Genomic DNA, 17,686 nt, shown 5'->3' on the forward strand with positions numbered 1-17,686 from the left:
CAATATCTTGAAATCATTTTTCTTACAGTATCCACAATTATGCTTCGCAATGATAGCAGCTATTATTGTGGTTCCTTTTTTTATCTTATGGGCTGCCTAAAAATACATTTTGGATTGTGGACCACTTTAAAGTTTACCGAGTTTGCAATGAAACAAAGCTCATTCGCTTTTTTATGGAGCTCCATGGCTTTATTTTCCATTGACTTTTCAGCAACTTTTACAGTCGGATTAAGCTCAACTTTTGAGAATCGTCCGCCGCCATCTTTTGATACCATCATGAGACCAGTGGCATTGTCCGAATATTCCAATACGTTTACACCACTTATTGCGCATAAGTGCAAATACCACAGCATATGACAGGAGGCTAGGGATGCTACCAACAGTTCTTCAGGATTATACTTGTTTTTCTCACCTCTGAAAGTAGGGTCCGATGAACCCAGGATTTCAGGCTTGTCCTTGACCGTTATAACATGGCTTCTTTCAAAATCTCGATAATTTGGAGTTCCCTTGCCCTTGTTACCAGTCCAATTTATTGTAGCAGAATAGTGATGGTACTTTTTCATATTATGTAATCGTCGTCGTTCCACATTTTTTTCATCCATTCCTCTGAAATTTGCTTCCCTTTTTCATAATTGTCCACAACAACAATCAGCTGATTGTCATGGTCACTATATTGTGTCAAAATATTTACGTTCGCTTCAGCCAGTTCTCTACAGAACATCCCTAGTTGACCGGGTATATCTTGTCTCAGTTTTTGGATTATCACCTGACTGATTTGTCTAACCTCTATGCCAACACGTTCAAGTTCCAATTTAGCATTGTCAGCATCCTTAACCAGAAAATGGGCAATGCCATGATCTTTTCCAAGGAAGACCCCACCGCCCTCCAGACTAATATTTTTTTTCCCTAACACTTCTCCCATCAATGCAAGTTGTCCGGGCTTGTTTTCTAATATTACTTCAATATCTCTCATATTTTCAATGTTTTCTTTTTACATGGGTTTTAGAGGAGAATTACCTGTCTTTCTTGCTGTATTCCCTGTCTATACTGGCTATTTTAATGTTGTAATCCTTAAATATTTTGGTTCTCCCAACAAATTGGGCCTCCTGATGGTTCTCATTACAGTGCCATTCCATTATTCCGACTTCATCCTTCCAGAGCGAAAGCGAAAGAACTTTTTCGGGATTGGTCAGACTTTGAAATCTCTCTACAGCAATAAAACCTTCAATTTGGTTTAATTCTGTTTTAAGTTTTGAAGCCAGTTCAAGATAATCTTCCCATTTGCCGTTGGTAACAAATGCTTCAAATAAAACTGCTATCATTTTCTAATCAGTAAAGTTTCTACAAATTTGATGCATTGGTTATATTTACACTTCATTTAATAATGAACAATGGATAGCGATGATTTTGTCCTTGTGGCAGCTTTAATCTGTGAACCTGTTAGGGCAAGAATGTTATGGAAATTGTTAGACGGAAGAGCGTATACATCTACCGAATTGGCATTGTCCGCCGATGTGTCTCCTACATCTGCAAGCAATCATCTGTCAAAGTTGCTCAATGGGAATATTCTGAAAGTTGATACACAGGGAAGACACAGATACTACTCATTTGCCAACGATAATGTAGCATATGCCGTTGAGGCTTTGTCTAACTTGGTTGACGATAAAAACCCTATCGATTCGGAAATTCCCAAACAGAAAAAGAATGTTGAATATTGCAGAACCTGCTACGACCATCTCGCGGGCTATGTGGGTGTGACCGTTACTGAGGCCATGGTTAGCAATGGATATTTGATGAAATCGGAAGATTCCTATCAGGTATCAAAGGAAGGTTGGGATTGGCTTATAAATTTCGATATTACGGAAAATGATTTGGCCAAAAGCCGTCGTCCGTTGACACGGCAATGTTTGGATTGGTCTGAACGCCGCCCACATTTGGCAGGTCAGCTAGGAGCCGTTTTCTTGGACTATACAATAAAGGATGATTGGTTCCGGAAGGTTAAGTTTTCGAGAGAGTTGGTAATTACATCAAAAGGGAGACAAGCGCTCAGCAAATTTCTTGGGGTTTCTATAGAGTGACTTCATCCAATTTCGATCTTTTCCTTTTTCCACAAAAATTCTTTTAACTCCGTTAATACAGGCCATCCACTTTTTATTCATCTAATGGGATTTGTAAACCAATACGGTCAAAGTATCAGCTTTGCTGAGCTATGAAAATAATTATTGCCACAAAAACCAACCCAAGGAGTACTGCAAAGAAAATCTTCCAGAAACTATAGGGTCGTGTGCCCGAAATCTGTCCATTTTCCCCATTGATGAAAAAATTATATTCCTTACCTCGATACCGATAGGCACTCACATATACGGGCAATAATATGTGCTTAAAAGTCTCTTCGGAGAGTTGCATATCCATACTGGTGACCCGTTGGGTATCTCCACCAATGTCCTGTCGGCACCAACGCTCCGCAATATCGCGAGCCATTTCCTTGGAATGCAGATGTCCTTCTTGAAGCGGAATGGTGTATTTTTCGGTTACAAAACCGGATAGAAAACTACTGTCAAAAGGCTGCAATAGCTTTAAGTTCCATTGCGCAATTTTTTGGGGAATGCGCCCTGATTTTTGTTGTGAAGCCTTGATTAAGGTATCATCAACAAACCCCGAAACTTTTCCAGCGGCAGGGTACCATCGTGTTTTTCGAACGCGTTGTGTTACCATTTTACCATTGGCGTTGCGTACCCTTCGGGTTTCATAATAATATTCGCCACGCTGACCAGTGTAGGTGGCCGCAAGTTGCGCATCAAAAGTCCAATACGGTAAATAGAGTCCTTTCGTAAATTGAGGGTCCAAGGCAGCTTTTTGCAATTTGTTTGGTGCAAACCACAGCCGTTTCACCCATTTCTTAAAAATGGCAAACGAAGCTTTCTGGTCAATTTGAAAAGGAAGCACCGCCCCAGGCAGAATCCAATTTTCCTTATAGGCATCCTCTAGTATTAAGGGCATACCGCAATAGACGCAGTGAAGCGATTTGTAGTTTTCCTCTACATGTTGATTGGCGCCACAGTTTTTGCAGTGCAACATGGAAATTTCCTCACTGTGCCGTTGCGCACCCATTTCCTGTAGGTAGGGGTACAGTTCCAACTCCTCAAACCCCTTTTCATCCAATTTGATGGTTTCCTCATGCCCACAGTACTCACAACTGATCTTCGTGGTGCCGGGCTTGTATTTAAGTTCGGCACCACAGTTGACACAGGCTTTTTTGAGTTCTGTTTTTTTAACGGCTTCTTCCATGTTGCAATTCGCGCGAACCTACCTGTCGGTGGACAGGGGCGAGCATCTCATATTTTGGATTCCTATTTGTCATACTGAGCGAAGCGAAGTATCTCAATCATTTTTGTTGGCATCGAGAGATTCTTCATCCCCCTTTGGCGGATTCAGAATGACAAAATGAAAATTATTGTCCCGGTAATGGCGGAGGGGTATTGCCGCCCAAGAATGATTTCAGTTCTTCCACTTCTTTCAACGGTGTCCATGCCGCCATGCCTTGTTTCCAGACCAAACTATCTCGATTGATTGTTCTTCCCGCGAAGAGGGCTTGCAGTTGCTCAAATGATACGGGGCCGTGTTGTGTGCCGTTGACGGCGTAAAAATACTGGGTCGGTGTGGGCATGGGTGGAGGGGTTTGTGCCGCTGCAGGCTGCCCTTGCATGGTTCCACCTCCGGCTTGGGGATTCATCATGCCCCCCATTTGCTGGGCCAAAACAAAGCCCATTCCCATTCCCATTCCTGCCCCTGCGGTACCACCTTCATTTTGGGCGGCTGCTTCAATGGCCTTGGCGGTTTTGAACTTGGTCAATTTATCCAAATCCAATTTATCGATTCGGCTGTACTCAAAGATTTCCTTCTTGAGGTCTTCGGGCATGGAGACATTTTCAATATAGAATTTCTCCAAGGAAATACCCACGCTCTGAAACTCGGGGGCCATGACTTCACGACAGGTTTCCGAAAGTTCAGTGGTATTGGCCGCATAGAGTTCAATGGGCAGATTGGCCTGACCGACCGTGTTGGTGAATCGTGTAGCAATCAAACTTTTTAGGTGCTCGTTGATTTCAAAATTGGTGAAATTGCTATCGGTTCCCACGATGTCGATGATGAACTTCCCTGCATCGGAAATTTTAAACGCGTAGGTGCCGAAGGCTCGTATTTCCACCAATCCAAATCGGTCATCACTTAAGGTAATGGGACTTTTGGTGCCCCATTTTTCATCGGTGAACAAATGGGTGTTTACAAAATAAACCTCCGCTTTAAAAGGCGAATTGAACCCGTATTTCCAACCCTTCAATGTGGATAAAATAGGAAGGTTTTGAGTAGTAAGGTCATAGGTGCCCGGTTCAAAGACATCGGCCAATTGTCCCTCGTTGATGAACACAGCGGTCTGTCCTTCACGGACAATCAACTTTGCCCCATTCTTGATTTCGTTTTGGTAGCGTTCAAACCGATGTGCAATGGTGTCATCGGTATAGTCAAGCCACTCAATAATGTCAATAAACTCGTTACTGAGCTTCTCTTTGATTTTTCCAAAAATATCCATGGTTATAGTGTTTTTAATGATTCTTCGATTCAGTTATTTTACCTCGCAAGAGGTGTCCGCAATGATTTTCCATTCGCCATCAATTCGTTTTAGGACAAGCATAAAAATGCCATGCATATCTCCAACGGTCCGGGTCAGATTGTACTTCCCCATGACCATATAGGCATCCTCATAGACTTTGGAAATCTCATTTGAGGTCAGTTCAAGATGACCAAAATGGTCTTTTGACGGATAACTTTTCTTGTATCGGTCCTTGGTACTTTGCCACCCTTTTACCACGCCAGCACTTCCGTAAAAGGTAAGTTCCTCCGATTTCCAATGGGTTTCCATAAAGGTGTCAATATCATAATCGTTCCAAGCATCTTGCTGTACGGACAGTACCTTTACAATATCAGCTTTGTCCTTGGCCTCATCCGGAGCTTGGGAAAAGCAGGTGATGGAAAACAACAAAATCAGATAAGAGAACTTTTTCATGTCAGTTTAACTTTGGAGCCTTAAATCTATGAAAAACGAACTTAGCTTCCGATGGATTAGTATAAAATCAAGGGGTTTTGTTACATTGGCTTTTGCCAAACGGATAAAAACGAAATAACCGATGAAATTTCAAGCCAGAATCCCCCTCATTGTCACAGTCACATTGCTTCTTTTTGTGTCATGTGGAGAAGTCAGTGAAAAATCAAAAGGAACTGAAAAAGCAGTTGCGGTTGAATCTACCGTAGCCGAAAAAATTACATTGACCTTGGAGCAGGCCAATAGCTTGGCCACACTTCCGTTGGAATGTGTGCAAAAGGAATACCCAAACAAGTTGGGACACACCTTGGGCAGTAAAGAAGATTTGGGAGAGCCCCAAGCGTTGCATCCTGCATTTTATGGCTGTTTTGATTGGCATTCCTCGGTGCATGGCAATTGGTCCATGGTGCGTTTGCTGAAGGAGTTTCCAAATGTTGGGGAAGCGGAAAGAATGCGAAAAATACTTTCAGAAAACATCACTCCAGAGAACATTGCTGGGGAGGTGAAATATTTTGAGGGCGAACACAACAAAAATTACGAGCGCACCTACGGTTGGGGCTGGCTGTTGAAACTGGCCGAGGAATTGCATACTTGGGATGACCCACTAGCCCGGGAACTGGAAACCAACCTACAACCTTTGACGGAGCTGATTGCCCAAAAATTCATTGATTACCTGCCCAAATTGCAATATCCAGTTCGGGTGGGGACCCACACCAATACTGCTTTTGCATTGGCCTTTGCTTGGGATTATGCCCAAACCCTGAACAACACTGCTTTGCAGGAAGCCATTAAGCAACGGGCATTGGATTTTTATAAAAATGATGACGATTGTCCCCTGACTTGGGAGCCCAGTGGTGCCGATTTTCTTTCCCCTTGTTTTGAAGAGATGGATTTAATGCGACGCATTTTGGGCAAAGAGGAATTTTTAAAGTGGATGGAACAGTTCCTACCCAGTTTACGGCAACCTGATTTTGATTTGGCCGTGGCCTTGGTCGGTGACCGTGAGGATGGCCAGTTGGTGCATTTGGATGGATTGAACTTTAGCAGGGCTTGGGTGCTGTTTGGATTGGCCAATCAATATCCAAAGGAATACGGACATTTAACACCATTGGCCCATGAACATTTGGCTTATTCTTTCCCAAACCTTATTGGCGATAATTATGAAGGAGGCCACTGGCTGGGCACCTTTGCGATTTATGGGTTGGGAGAGCAGTAGGTAGGATAAAACTAGTTTTTTAAAACACTCACCGTTACCAACAATTGCCCCACATGTCTCTGACTATGTTCAGCGGCATGAAAAAGCAGGCCAATTACTGTTGTGGGCAATTTTTCACGACCAACATATCGGGTTTCGGTAAGGCTGGATTCTGGGATGGTTTTAAAATAGTCCAACGCCTCGTTGACTTTATTCTCAAAATCTGAAATCAATGGTTGTGCATTGGGGGCGTTTTGTCCGTTGGCTTCATTTTTTAGAAAATGAAACTGTTCCTCGGTTAAAGTTTGTTCCTTGGCATAGGTTAGTAATCGGTCCAGTACGCCCGTCAAATGCCGTAAGTGAAATCCAACCGAAGCTCTTCCAAACGGCTTTTCCCAAAGTTTTTCTTCAGGGAAATCAGCTAAATACTTTTTGACTTCCCGTACAGATTGCAGCAAAGCATGGGCCGCGGGTTGCAACAGTGCAGGCACATCAGGAATTGGACCACTCAACCAATATTCTTGGGGAGCTGACATAAAAATGGTTTTTACTTATTAAAAATCCCGATAATCCCCGGACAAATATTTGTTCGCTTTTTCTTCCTTGAATTTTGCGGTTTCTGAATCCCAATGCAAGGTTTCTCCGGGGAATCGTCCTGCGATGGTGCCCAACAAAATGGTTTCGGTTAATCGAGCGGCATAATCAAAAGGAGCAGTAGTTTCTCCCTTGCCCAAACAAGCATCCACAAATTGATGGTAATGTTTGGGGCCTTCCGTTTCATAATTACGGATGGGTTCGCCCAAATTATGTTCTTCTGAAAGCTTGGCAATCTCTTTGGAGATGTCCACATATTTTCCTTTCCTGATTTTCTTGGGCAACTGCATAAAGTGGGGTAACAAGAGTCGTCCTTTTTCCCCAACGAACATGGCGCCTTGTTCTGGCAATTCATTTTCACCGGCAACACCTGCATCCAACGAAATTTTGTCCGCTACACTTTTGTCATCCGATTTCACCTTTTCTTTCATTTCCATACCTGGCAACATAAGGTCTTCGCTGAGGGTTGGCGCACCTGGGCCATCGTACCAAACCCATTTTAAGGTTTTTGTGGTATAGGGCGTTTGCGGGAATTCATAGGTGACTGTATTTTTTTCGGGATAGCCATAGCCACTGGGAGGTCGGCATTCCGTAGTGATGGTGTTGGGCACATCCAACGCCAAGGCATTATAAGGCGTATCGAAAATATGGACCCCCATATCACCCAAAGTACCACAACCGTAATCGACTAACTTTCTCCAATTGCCAGGATGGTAATACCCATCTTTATAAGGCCGTTCTGCAGAAGTTCCCAACCACAGGTTCCAATCCAACTGCGCTGGAACAGGATCTTCCCCTTCGGGCGCCTTACCATCAAAACCCCAATTTTTTGGCGACCATGCGTGAACGGTATGCACTTTTCCAATGATACCAGATTGAATCAAAAGTGTAGCCAATTTGTAATCGTAAAACGAGTGTACTTGAATCCCCATTTGGGTCACCAGTCCTTTATCGGCGGCCATTTTTTTCATGGCTCGGGACTCGGAGACATAATGCGTCAATGGTTTTTGGCAATATACCGGTTTGTTCATCTCCATGGCCATCAAAGAAGCAGGGGCATGGGTATGATCTGGGGTTGAAACGATGACAGCATCAATTTCATCACCCATTTCTTCAAGCATGGCCCTATAATCGAAAAATACCCGTGCACCGGGGTGTAATTTGTGGGCAGCTGCCAAATTAACTGCATCCACATCACAAAGAGCCGTGACTTCCACTTGTGGGTGCGAAGAAATGGCCTTAAGATCTTCATTTCCCATATTCCCCACACCAATGTGGGCTGTACGAAGTTTTTGCTGTGGATCTAAATTTTTCAAAAGGGATGGTGCGAGTGCCAGGCCCAAAACACCGACACTGCTTTTTTTGATAAACTCTCGTTTGTTCATGCTACGTTGTTAGTCAGTTATAGTTTTTTGATTTTAATATTGCGGAACCAGATGGGGCTGGAGTGGTCCTGCAGGGCAATATACCCTGTTTTGAACTTGCCATAATCGGGGGCATTGTCCCATTTCCCGGAATTCTTTTTGGCTTTCCAATCTTCGGACCAAGGCACAAATTCCAATAGCTTTTTGCCATTGAGCCAGTGTTCCACTTTTTCAGGAGTAAAAACGATTTTGGAAGAGTTCCACTCCATTACCGGATTCAATTGTTTTTGGGATTCATCCGCTACGTGCATGGCGTAATCCGCTCCTGTTTTCTGCCAATCTTGAAGCAACTCAGGGTGTTCTGCACCAAATTGCGAGTTGTATCCCACCAAATCATGGATATTGGCATAGTTTTCATCATCAATAAGCTGATATTCTGGAGCTACTTCCGGAGGACCATCATAACCCTCCTTCACATGATAAAGAATACCACTGTTTCCACCTTCGGGGATTTTCCATTCCAAATACAGCTCAAAATTGTCAAACTCTTCTGCTCCGTATAAAATGTCTTTTCCGCCGGTATAATCCTGCTCGAGGCCCAACTCGGTATCAAAAGAGAGTGTACTGTCCTTTATGGTCCAACCAGGAGGAAGGGAATCCATATTATATCCTCGCCAACCTTCTAAACTGGTTCCATCAAAAAGATACTTCCATTCTGAAGTGACCTTTTCGGGCGTTTCGGCCATTTTAGGGCCATCTTCATTTTTAGGTTTGTTTTTACAGGCAGTTGCAAGGGCAATAACAAGGATTAGAAGCTTGAAATAATTTTGCATTGTATGGTAAATGATTTTTCTGGTTGGTTAAAGTACAAAATATTGATAACCTTTTTTCTCCCATTTTCATTACATTTAAGGCCGACTAATTCAACACTTTAAAAATGAAGACTAGCTTTCTCAAAATCGGTATGCTCGTGCTTACCGTAGCATTATGCATTGCCCCAGTTCAATCCCAACGAAAAAAGAAAACACAAACCGCTCCAGAATATCCAAAAGAGCTTTATTCCAGCTTGGAATATCGATTGATAGGTCCGTTCCGTGGCGGACGTTCTGCAGCAGTGACCGGAGTGCCCGGAGAACCCAACCTGTTCTATTTTGGTGCTACGGGCGGAGGTGTTTGGAAAACCACCAATGGTGGCCGTACTTGGAGTAATATTTCCGATGGTTATTTTGGTGGAAGTATTGGTGCTGTTGAGGTGGCCCAAAGCGACCCCAATGTCATTTATGTTGGTGGCGGAGAGGTGACCGTTCGCGGAAACGTTTCAAGTGGATATGGGGTTTGGAAAACTGAGGATGGTGGTGCCACTTGGCAGGAAGCTGGACTTGAAAAAAGCAGGCATGTACCCAGAATTCGGGTGCACCCAACCGATTACAATACGGTGTATGCCGCAGTTCTTGGTGACATCTACAAACCAACCAAAGAAAGAGGAGTATATAAGAGTAATGACGGCGGAAAGTCGTGGAAGCAAGTACTTTTTGTGAATGACCAAGCGGGTGCCGTAGACCTGACATTTGACCCCAACAACCCCAGAATTTTGTATGCGGCCACTTGGAGGGTGCAGCGAACGCCCTATAGTTTGAGCAGTGGAGGTGATGGTTCTGCGCTTTGGAAAAGTACCGACAGTGGTGAAACTTGGACCGAAATTTCAAAGAATGAAGGTTTCCCGAAAGATACGTTGGGAATCATTGGAGTATCCGTTTCACCCAAAAATAGTAACAGAGTTTGGGCCATTGTGGAGAACAAGGAAAAAGGAGGCTTATATCGCTCTGAAGATGGCGGAAAAAAATGGACCTTGGTCAATGAGGAACGCAAAATCCGTCAGCGTGCATGGTACTATACCCGTGTCTATGCTGATTCAGAAGATGAAGATGTGGTGTATGTCCTTAACGTTGCGTATCACAAAAGTACCGATGGCGGCAAAACGTTCAGCACCTTCAATGCTCCACACGGCGACCACCATGATTTATGGATAGCTCCTGAAAATTCCCAACGCATGATCATGGGAGATGATGGTGGCGCCCAAATCAGTTATGATGGTGGCGAAACTTGGAGCACCTATTACAACCAGCCTACGGCGCAATTTTATCGTGTCACTACAGACAATGCTTTTCCGTATCGCATTTACGTGGCACAACAGGACAATTCAACTTTGCGTATCAACCACAGGAGTGATGATGGTTCCATTGGTGAAGATGATTGGGAGGAAACCGCCGGAGGTGAATCGGCTCATATTGCCGTTGACCCTGCCAATGATGATATTGTGTACGGAGGAAGTTATGGTGGATTATTAACACGCGTCAACCATGAAACCAATACGACTAGAGGGGTCAATGTTTGGCCAGACAATCCCATGGGCTATGGCGCCGAAGGCATGAAATACCGTTTCCAATGGAATTTCCCCATCATTTTCAGCAAACATGACCCTAAAAAGCTATATACCTTCTCCAATCATGTGCATTTGAGCACCAATGAAGGTCAGAGTTGGGAATTGCTAAGTGATGACCTTACCCGAAATGACCCTACCAAATTGGTGTCCAGCGGAGGACCCATCACTCAAGATAACACCAGTGTGGAATACTACTGCACCATTTTTGCTGCCAACGAAAGCCCTTTAAAAGAAGGCTTGCTTTGGGTGGGTAGTGATGACGGTTTGATTCATGTGACCAAGGACGGTGGAGAAACTTGGGAAAATGTGACCCCACCCAATATGCCCGAATGGAACATGATTAACAGTGTGGAACCTTCCGCTTTTGATGAAGGCACTTGCTATGTGGCCGCTACACGATATAAGTTGGGTGATTTTGCGCCGTATCTTTACAAGACTACCGATTACGGAAAAACATGGACCAAGATTACCAACGGTATCGAAGACGAACATTTTACCCGTGTGGTTCGTGAGGACCCCAAGAGAAAAGGATTGTTGTATGCCGGAACGGAAACAGGCATGTACATTTCCTTCAATGACGGACAGCGTTGGGAAAAATTCCAGATGAATTTGCCTATTGTGCCCATCACAGATTTGACCATTAAAGATGATAATTTGATTGTGGCCACTCAGGGTAGAAGCTTGTACATCATCGATGATCTTACTGTGTTGCACCAGTTGGATGCAGCCAAAAAATCAGCGGATGCTATTTTGTACCATCCAAAAGATAGCTATCGTACCAAAGGAACAGCGGCAGAAAAACCCTCACTGACCGAAGGTCAAAACCACCCCAACGGTGTAGTGACCCATTTTTACCTGAAGGATGCTGCCGAAAAGGATAGTATTGTCCTTACCTATACCTCCATGTCGGGTGATACTTTGGCTTCGTACAGCAATAAATCAGCCGATAAGGATAAAAAACTGACGGTTAAAAGGGGGGGCAACACCCATGTTTGGGATACGCGAGGTAAAGGCGCAAAACTGTTGGATGGCATGATTTTATGGTGGGCCAATCTCGATGGCGCCAAAGCAGTTCCCGGTTCCTACAAAGTCCACTTGAATGTGAACGGTAGTGATCAATCCCAAGACTTTAAGATTCTTCCCGATCCAAGAGCTGAGGTTTCTGTGGCCGATATGCAAAAGCAGTACGACTTCATTTCAGATATCAATGAAACCGTGGATAAGGCGCACAAGTCCATTCAAAAGATTAGGGACATCAACACCAAATTGGATGCCTTCGTAAAACAGTACAAGGATAATCCCGCCACTGAAGCTTTGGTTGAAAAAGCGAAAAAGATGAAAGAGGAATTCGGTGAGATCGAAAAGGCATTGTATCAGACCAAGAACAGAAGTAACCAAGACCCTCTGAACTTCCCCATACGATTGACAAACAAATTAGCGCATTTGAACAGTTTGGTTTCCATTGATGATTTCCCTCCAACGGAGCAGGACATGGCCGTGAAAAATGAACTTTCGGGCAAGATCAAGACCCAATTAACAGCTTTTGATGCCTTGGTGGATGATGAAATCCAAGCGTTCAATGACGAGTTCAACAGCTTGGGATTGGAGTATTTGAGCATAGAGGATTAAGGATAAAAACTTTCAACCATGAAAAAAGGATTATTTCTACTCTGTGCACTCTGTGGAACCTTGGCCTTCGCCCAGACCGCAAACGACTATTTTAAACCCATGAAGTTTAGGAACATCGGTCCGTTTAGGGGCGGTCGTTCTGTAACGGCAAGTGGTGTAGTGGGGGACCCATTGACCTATTATATGGGCACCACTGGAGGTGGACTTTGGAAAACCACCAATGCCGGACAACGTTGGGACAATATCTCCGATGGCTTTTTTGAAATGGGCTCCGTGGGAGCTGTTGCGGTATCGGAATCAAGTCCAAACATCATCTACTGTGGAATGGGAGAACATCCACCGCGCGGGGTAATGACTTCCTATGGAGACGGGGTGTACAAATCCAATGATGCAGGAAAGACCTGGATTAAACTTGGGCTGGAAAAAACACAACATATTTCCCGAATAGTTATCCATCCTACCAACCCCGATATTGTATATGTTGCCGCGCAGGGGGCATTATACGGTCCCAACAAAGAACGGGGAGTGTATCGGTCCACCGATGGAGGCAAGACTTGGAAAAATATCCTTTTTGTGGATGAAGGAACCGGAGCCGTTGAACTTTCTATGGATGCCAACAATCCTTTGGTATTGTACGCCGCCATGTGGGAGCATCAGCGTAAACCTAATATCGTAATCAGCGGAGGGGAAGGCAGTGGATTGTATAAAACCACCGATGGGGGCGATTCCTGGACAGCATTGACCGAAGGACTTCCCAAAGAAAAAGGAAAGATGGGGATTGCTGTCAGTCCAGCGAATTCCAATAAAGTATATGCCATTATTGAAAGCGATTCCAATGCGGATAAAGGCGGACTTTTTGTGTCCAATGATGCTGGAAAAACGTGGAGTATGGTCAGTGGCGATAATCGGTTGGTGCAACGTGCTTGGTATTATATTGAAGTGTTTACAGACCCCAATGACGAGGATACCGTTTATGTGTTGAGTGCTGAAATGTTTCGGTCTGAAGATGGCGGAAAAACATGGGAGACCATTGAGGTGCCCCATGGAGACACCCATGATCTTTGGATCAATCCGAAGGATTCCAAAAACATGGTCATGGCCGATGATGGTGGCGCTACCATTACCTTTAACTATGGGGAGAACTGGACGCGTCAGGATAATATGCCCACGGCACAGTTTTATCGCATCAATACCGATAATCTTTTCCCATACAACATTTATGGCGGGCAGCAGGATAATACCTCGGTTAAAATAGCCAGTCTTTCGGTAGGTCGATGGAGCATTAACCAAGAAGATTGGCATTATTCAGCCGGTGGTGAAAGTGCTTTTTTAGGGTTCGACCCGGATAATCCTCGATACGTGATGGGCGGCAGCTATTTGGGAACCATTGAGTTGTTGGATATGGAATCGAAACTATCCACCAACGTTATGGCGGCACCCATCCAGTATTTGGGTCGCGATGCACGCGACATGAAATACCTCTACAACTGGAATGCACCCATCATCTGGTCCAAACATGAACCCGGAACATTTTATCACGGTGCCCAATTGGTACTGCGTACCAGAGATAATGGAATGACTTGGGAAGAAATCTCTCCCGACTTGACTCGCGATCAAGACGAACTTCAAGGAAAAGGTGGCGGACCGTATACCAATGAGGCCGTAGGTGCTGAGAACTATGGCACTTTGGCGTACATCATTGAATCACCCCTTGAAAAAGGAGTGCTCTATACGGGTAGTGATGATGGTTTGGTCCACGTAACTCGAAATGGCGGAGAGACTTGGGAAAATATCACCCCAAAAGGGCTTCAGGAATGTTTGGTTAATGCCATTGAGGTATCGCCGCACGACCCTGCCACGGTCTATATTGCCACAACTCGCTATAAATTCAATGACCATACCCCAGCATTATACAAGAGCGCCGACTACGGAAAAACATGGACCAATATCAGTTCTGGGATTCCATATGGTTCGTTTACGCGGGCGGTTCGCGAAGATCAAGAACGCAAAGGTCTTCTTTATGCAGGTACGGAAAAAGGGCTTTACATTTCTTGGAACGATGGCAAAAATTGGGAGCAAATGCAATTGAATTTGCCTAAGGCGCCCATCACCGATTTAAAAGTTCATAAAGGGGATTTGATCGTTGCCACATCCGGACGATCATTTTGGATTTTGGACAACATCACAACCCTGGCACAATACACATCAAATCCAAATGCATTGAAATTGTATTCGCCTGAAGATGCAATTCATGGTTTTTGGGGAAGTCCACTCAATAGTAGTTCAAAAGAAGTCCAAGGCACCAATCCGTATGAAGGGGTCAACCCAGCTAATGGCATGGTCATCTATTACAATCTGCCCAAGGCGATGGACAGCACGGAAATTACCATGGACATCTTAAATGGGGAAGGTAAAATTGTGCGCAGCTTTACTTCCAAAAAGGATGAGAATTATGTGCCGCATCACGGGGGAGGTGCACCTCCAGCACCGGTTTTGGGGACCGATAGAGGATTGAACCGCTTTGTCTGGGATTTAAAAGCCCCAATAGTCCCTGGAATTCCAAATGTGTATATTGAAGCCGATTTTACAGGACATAAAGTCCCACCGGGGAGCTATACGATCCGTCTAAAAGTTGAAGGGGAAACAGTCACCGCTCAAGGCACTGTAGTACCTACTCCAAATGTGGATGTAACACCGGAAAATTACAAGGAACACGATGCGTTTATGACCGATGTGGAAGCCAAGCTCACCGACATGCATCAAAAAGTCAACACACTGTACAAGGTTCAGGGACAATTAAAGGAGCTTTTGGAGGATTTGGAAAATAAATCCCTTAAAGATGATGGAAAAGCGCTTTTGGCAAAGCTAAAGGCATGGGACGAAGATATGGTGCAGCGCAAATCGCAGGCGTATGATGATGTGGAGAATTTCCCCAATAAGTTTACCGCCGAATACTTGTTCTTGGCGAACCATAGCAACAGTGCTTTGCCGAAAATCAATCAACCCTCAAAGGATAGAAAGAAAGAATTGGATGCCCAATGGGTGGGATTACGGCAACGTGCCCTAACTTTGATGAACACCGACATTCCCAATTACAACAAAAAGCTTTGGGAAAATGGTGTGGGTGCCATCCGCATGTAGAATTAAAACAGAGAGTATTGCTGTACGCATATATTAAATCGTTGCACTTGATTTTTGTGGTGACGTGGTTTGCGGGATTGTTTTACATTCCCAGACTGTTCATATACCATATTGAGGCAACGCAAAAGCCATCACCCGATAAGGAAATTCTGAGCGGTCAGTTGAAATTAATGACCAAACGGTTGTGGTATATCATTACGTGGCCTTCGGCGATTTTGTGTACCGTCTTTGCGATTTGGTTGTTGATTTTGATGCCAGGATGGTTGCAACAACCTTGGATGCACGTTAAACTCGCTTTTGTGGTGCTTTTGTTCGGGTATCATTTGAAGTGTCATCAAATCTTTAAACAATTACAGCGGGATGAGGTCAAGTATACCTCAAGATCCATGCGGATATGGAACGAAGTGGCCACACTCATTCTGTTTGCCGTTGTGTTTTTGGTGATTCTCAAGAATGCGTTCAATTGGATCTATGGGGTTATCGGAATGGTTGTGTTGGCTATACTCTTGATGCTCGGCATTCGACTGTACAAACGCATACAGGATAAAAACCCGAATGCGTAAAAAAGTTCAAGTGTCAAGCTCAAGCGCAAGTTCAGTTAAATTATTAGGAACCCATTTTTAAACTTGAGACTTGAACTTGAATTTGCCCTTGCCTTCATTTGGCTTGATAATTGTGTAATTTTATCTCAAATCAGCTAAGCTTGTTCAGTAAACTCTCCTTACGATCCCGGATTTTTTTCGCCATGATCTTACTGGTGGTCATTGCATCCGTCTTAATAGCAGGGGTTACCATTTATCAATACAACGAGCAGGCGAGGGATTACCATGAAAACCGATTGGAGCGCAAGGAGGAACAAGTTATCCAAAGCATTTCCTATACACTCAGGGAAACTACCTATCCGGTGAATGCAGAAAATTTGGGCCTTATTTTCAAAGATGAGATCTATAAAATTGCCGATGTCCAAAACGTAAACTTCAACATCTACGACCTTGACGGAAATCTGATCAAAAGTTCCCGGCCCAGTTTTGAAGCCGATTCCATTACCAATTGTTTGGACGCCAAAGTGCTCAATTTTCTCAGGGATAGTGGAGAAAAAAGATATGTGGAGGAACAACATGCCGCTGGCGACAACTATCAAGCTTCCTACACCTACATCAACGACCCAAAATTTAAGCCCATCGGCATTATGAACCTCCCTTATTTTGAGGACAATTCCTTTAACAATCATGAGCTAAAGGAATTTTTGTTACGGTTGGGAGGCGTGTATTTGCTCATGTTGCTCTCAGCCATTCTTTTGGCCTATTTTATTTCAAAATATATAACGCGTTCCCTGCAGACGGTTTCCGATAAAATGAACAGGACCAATCTGACCTTGCAAAATGAAAAGATTTATATTAAAAATCCCAGCGAGGAAATTGGCAAATTGGTGGATTCCTACAACCGAATGATTGATGAACTCGAAGAAAGTGCGGTGAAACTGGCCCGGAGTGAGCGGGAACAAGCTTGGCGTGAAATGGCCAAACAAGTGGCTCATGAAATCAAGAACCCATTGACCCCTTTGCGGTTGACCGTACAAAACTTTGAACGTAAATTCGACCCCAATGACCCCTCCATCCAGTCTAAGGTAAAGGAGTTTTCTAAGACCCTGATCCAACAGATAGACACTATGAGCAACATTGCCACGGCCTTTTCCAGCTTTGCCAATATGCCTGCACAGCAGAACGAGACCTTTAACGTGGTGAAAATTGTAAAACTGGCCTTGGAAATTTTCAATGAGGACTACATCCACTTTATTGCAGATGAAGAAGAAATCATTGCCAAGTTGGACCGTACACAACTCATTCGGGTCATAACGAATTTGGTTAAAAATGCCATTCAAGCTGTTCCCGAAGTGGAATCTCCCCGTATTTTGGTCACTGTGGCCACCGAAGGACAGCAAGTAAAAATTTCGGTAGCGGACAACGGAATTGGTATTTCAGATGAGTTCAAACACCGGGTTTTTGAACCCAAGTTCACCACAAAATCCAGCGGTACGGGGCTTGGCTTGGGAATGGTGAAAAACATTGTGGAAAACTATGGAGGAACCATTACTTTTACTTCAAAAGAGGGGAAGGGAACCGTCTTCTCCATACGATTTCCTAAAGAGTAGGAACAATAATTTCAGGTTGAGCGTCCGCCTGACGGATGGCTAGGATGTCGAGACCCATTTAAACTGTATT

Annotated in this window: 15 protein-coding genes; 6 read left to right on the top strand and 9 right to left on the bottom strand. The window is 44.1% G+C overall.

Annotation, left to right across the window (positions count from 1 at the left end):
• Window positions 1–80 precede the first annotated feature (80 nt).
• The 3 genes from FG28_RS07135 to FG28_RS07145 are packed head-to-tail and all read right to left on the bottom strand — an operon-like array spanning window position 81 to window position 1,322.
• Window positions 81–602 (bottom strand): OsmC family protein, encoded by a 522-nt coding sequence (locus tag FG28_RS07135; RefSeq protein ID WP_231562605.1) that lies wholly within the window; start codon window positions 600–602, stop codon window positions 81–83.
• Window positions 560–973, bottom strand: a complete 414-nt coding sequence (locus FG28_RS07140; protein WP_036381297.1) for an amino acid-binding ACT domain-containing protein — start codon at window positions 971–973, stop codon at window positions 560–562. Before FG28_RS07140 ends, FG28_RS07135 begins: the two co-directional genes overlap by 43 nt.
• 40 nt (window positions 974–1,013) lie before the next feature.
• On the bottom strand, window positions 1,014–1,322 hold the full coding sequence (locus tag FG28_RS07145; protein ID WP_036381300.1) for an antibiotic biosynthesis monooxygenase: 309 nt from the start codon (window positions 1,320–1,322) through the stop codon (window positions 1,014–1,016).
• 69 nt (window positions 1,323–1,391) lie between these two features.
• Between FG28_RS07145 and FG28_RS07150 the strand changes: the two genes are divergently transcribed.
• Complete coding sequence (locus FG28_RS07150) at window positions 1,392–2,078, top strand: helix-turn-helix transcriptional regulator (protein WP_036381303.1); 687 nt, start codon at window positions 1,392–1,394, stop codon at window positions 2,076–2,078.
• A 115-nt stretch (window positions 2,079–2,193) separates the two neighbouring features.
• On the opposite strand, the gene FG28_RS07155 is transcribed toward FG28_RS07150, so the two are convergent.
• From FG28_RS07155 to FG28_RS07165, 3 genes are all read right to left on the bottom strand, one after another.
• The gene (locus FG28_RS07155; protein WP_036381306.1) at window positions 2,194–3,288 is read right to left on the bottom strand and encodes a hypothetical protein; all 1,095 of its coding nucleotides are present in this window, start codon (window positions 3,286–3,288) and stop codon (window positions 2,194–2,196) included.
• 163 nt (window positions 3,289–3,451) lie between these two features.
• A complete protein-coding gene (locus tag FG28_RS07160; RefSeq protein WP_036381308.1) occupies window positions 3,452–4,588 on the bottom strand; it encodes an SPFH domain-containing protein in 1,137 nt (378 codons plus the stop codon).
• A gap of 33 nt (window positions 4,589–4,621) precedes the next feature.
• A complete protein-coding gene (locus FG28_RS07165) occupies window positions 4,622–5,062 on the bottom strand; it encodes a DUF4440 domain-containing protein (RefSeq protein ID WP_036381310.1) in 441 nt (146 codons plus the stop codon).
• Window positions 5,063–5,183: 121 nt separating this feature from the next.
• Here FG28_RS07165 and FG28_RS07170 point away from each other — a divergent pair, with 121 nt between their 5' ends.
• Complete coding sequence (locus FG28_RS07170) at window positions 5,184–6,314, top strand: DUF2891 domain-containing protein (protein WP_036381312.1); 1,131 nt, start codon at window positions 5,184–5,186, stop codon at window positions 6,312–6,314.
• A gap of 11 nt (window positions 6,315–6,325) precedes the next feature.
• Here the strand turns inward: FG28_RS07170 and FG28_RS07175 are convergent, their stop codons facing one another.
• The 3 genes from FG28_RS07175 to FG28_RS07185 are packed head-to-tail and all read right to left on the bottom strand — an operon-like array spanning window position 6,326 to window position 9,084.
• Window positions 6,326–6,829 carry a DinB family protein gene (locus FG28_RS07175; protein ID WP_036381314.1) on the bottom strand — a complete coding sequence of 168 codons (504 nt, stop codon included), beginning with the start codon at window positions 6,827–6,829 and terminating at the stop codon, window positions 6,326–6,328.
• Between the two features lie 18 nt (window positions 6,830–6,847).
• Window positions 6,848–8,272 carry a Gfo/Idh/MocA family protein gene (locus FG28_RS07180; protein WP_036381316.1) on the bottom strand — a complete coding sequence of 475 codons (1,425 nt, stop codon included), beginning with the start codon at window positions 8,270–8,272 and terminating at the stop codon, window positions 6,848–6,850.
• 17 nt (window positions 8,273–8,289) lie between these two features.
• Window positions 8,290–9,084 carry a DUF1080 domain-containing protein gene (locus FG28_RS07185; protein WP_036381319.1) on the bottom strand — a complete coding sequence of 265 codons (795 nt, stop codon included), beginning with the start codon at window positions 9,082–9,084 and terminating at the stop codon, window positions 8,290–8,292.
• 104 nt (window positions 9,085–9,188) lie between these two features.
• Here FG28_RS07185 and FG28_RS07190 point away from each other — a divergent pair, with 104 nt between their 5' ends.
• The 4 genes from FG28_RS07190 (at window position 9,189) to FG28_RS07205 (ending at window position 17,616) form a co-directional block, all read left to right on the top strand.
• Complete coding sequence (locus FG28_RS07190; protein ID WP_036381322.1) at window positions 9,189–12,323, top strand: glycosyl hydrolase; 3,135 nt, start codon at window positions 9,189–9,191, stop codon at window positions 12,321–12,323.
• A gap of 18 nt (window positions 12,324–12,341) precedes the next feature.
• Window positions 12,342–15,464 carry a glycosyl hydrolase gene (locus FG28_RS07195; protein ID WP_036381325.1) on the top strand — a complete coding sequence of 1,041 codons (3,123 nt, stop codon included), beginning with the start codon at window positions 12,342–12,344 and terminating at the stop codon, window positions 15,462–15,464.
• 17 nt (window positions 15,465–15,481) lie between these two features.
• Complete coding sequence (locus FG28_RS07200) at window positions 15,482–16,027, top strand: CopD family protein (RefSeq protein WP_036381328.1); 546 nt, start codon at window positions 15,482–15,484, stop codon at window positions 16,025–16,027.
• Window positions 16,028–16,209: 182 nt separating this feature from the next.
• Window positions 16,210–17,616, top strand: coding sequence for a PAS domain-containing sensor histidine kinase (locus FG28_RS07205; RefSeq protein WP_036381331.1), 1,407 nt, complete (start codon window positions 16,210–16,212; stop codon window positions 17,614–17,616).
• Window positions 17,617–17,686 lie beyond the last annotated feature (70 nt).

It is taken from the genome of Muricauda sp. MAR_2010_75, from assembly GCF_000745185.1.
GTDB lineage: Bacteria > Bacteroidota > Bacteroidia > Flavobacteriales > Flavobacteriaceae > Flagellimonas.

Bases quoted from the DNA above. Each gene is read 5' to 3' on its own strand.
- FG28_RS07135 (WP_231562605.1), bottom strand. From the start codon at position 602: ATGGATGAAAAAAATGTGGAACGACGACGATTACATAATATGAAAAAG.
- FG28_RS07140 (WP_036381297.1), bottom strand. From the start codon at position 973: ATGAGAGATATTGAAGTAATATTAGAAAACAAGCCCGGACAACTTGCA.
- FG28_RS07145 (WP_036381300.1), bottom strand. From the start codon at position 1,322: ATGATAGCAGTTTTATTTGAAGCATTTGTTACCAACGGCAAATGGGAA.
- FG28_RS07150 (WP_036381303.1), top strand. From the start codon at position 1,392: ATGGATAGCGATGATTTTGTCCTTGTGGCAGCTTTAATCTGTGAACCT.
- FG28_RS07155 (WP_036381306.1), bottom strand. From the start codon at position 3,288: ATGGAAGAAGCCGTTAAAAAAACAGAACTCAAAAAAGCCTGTGTCAAC.
- FG28_RS07160 (WP_036381308.1), bottom strand. From the start codon at position 4,588: ATGGATATTTTTGGAAAAATCAAAGAGAAGCTCAGTAACGAGTTTATT.
- FG28_RS07165 (WP_036381310.1), bottom strand. From the start codon at position 5,062: ATGAAAAAGTTCTCTTATCTGATTTTGTTGTTTTCCATCACCTGCTTT.
- FG28_RS07170 (WP_036381312.1), top strand. From the start codon at position 5,184: ATGAAATTTCAAGCCAGAATCCCCCTCATTGTCACAGTCACATTGCTT.
- FG28_RS07175 (WP_036381314.1), bottom strand. From the start codon at position 6,829: ATGTCAGCTCCCCAAGAATATTGGTTGAGTGGTCCAATTCCTGATGTG.
- FG28_RS07180 (WP_036381316.1), bottom strand. From the start codon at position 8,272: ATGAACAAACGAGAGTTTATCAAAAAAAGCAGTGTCGGTGTTTTGGGC.
- FG28_RS07185 (WP_036381319.1), bottom strand. From the start codon at position 9,084: ATGCAAAATTATTTCAAGCTTCTAATCCTTGTTATTGCCCTTGCAACT.
- FG28_RS07190 (WP_036381322.1), top strand. From the start codon at position 9,189: ATGAAGACTAGCTTTCTCAAAATCGGTATGCTCGTGCTTACCGTAGCA.
- FG28_RS07195 (WP_036381325.1), top strand. From the start codon at position 12,342: ATGAAAAAAGGATTATTTCTACTCTGTGCACTCTGTGGAACCTTGGCC.
- FG28_RS07205 (WP_036381331.1), top strand. From the start codon at position 16,210: ATGATCTTACTGGTGGTCATTGCATCCGTCTTAATAGCAGGGGTTACC.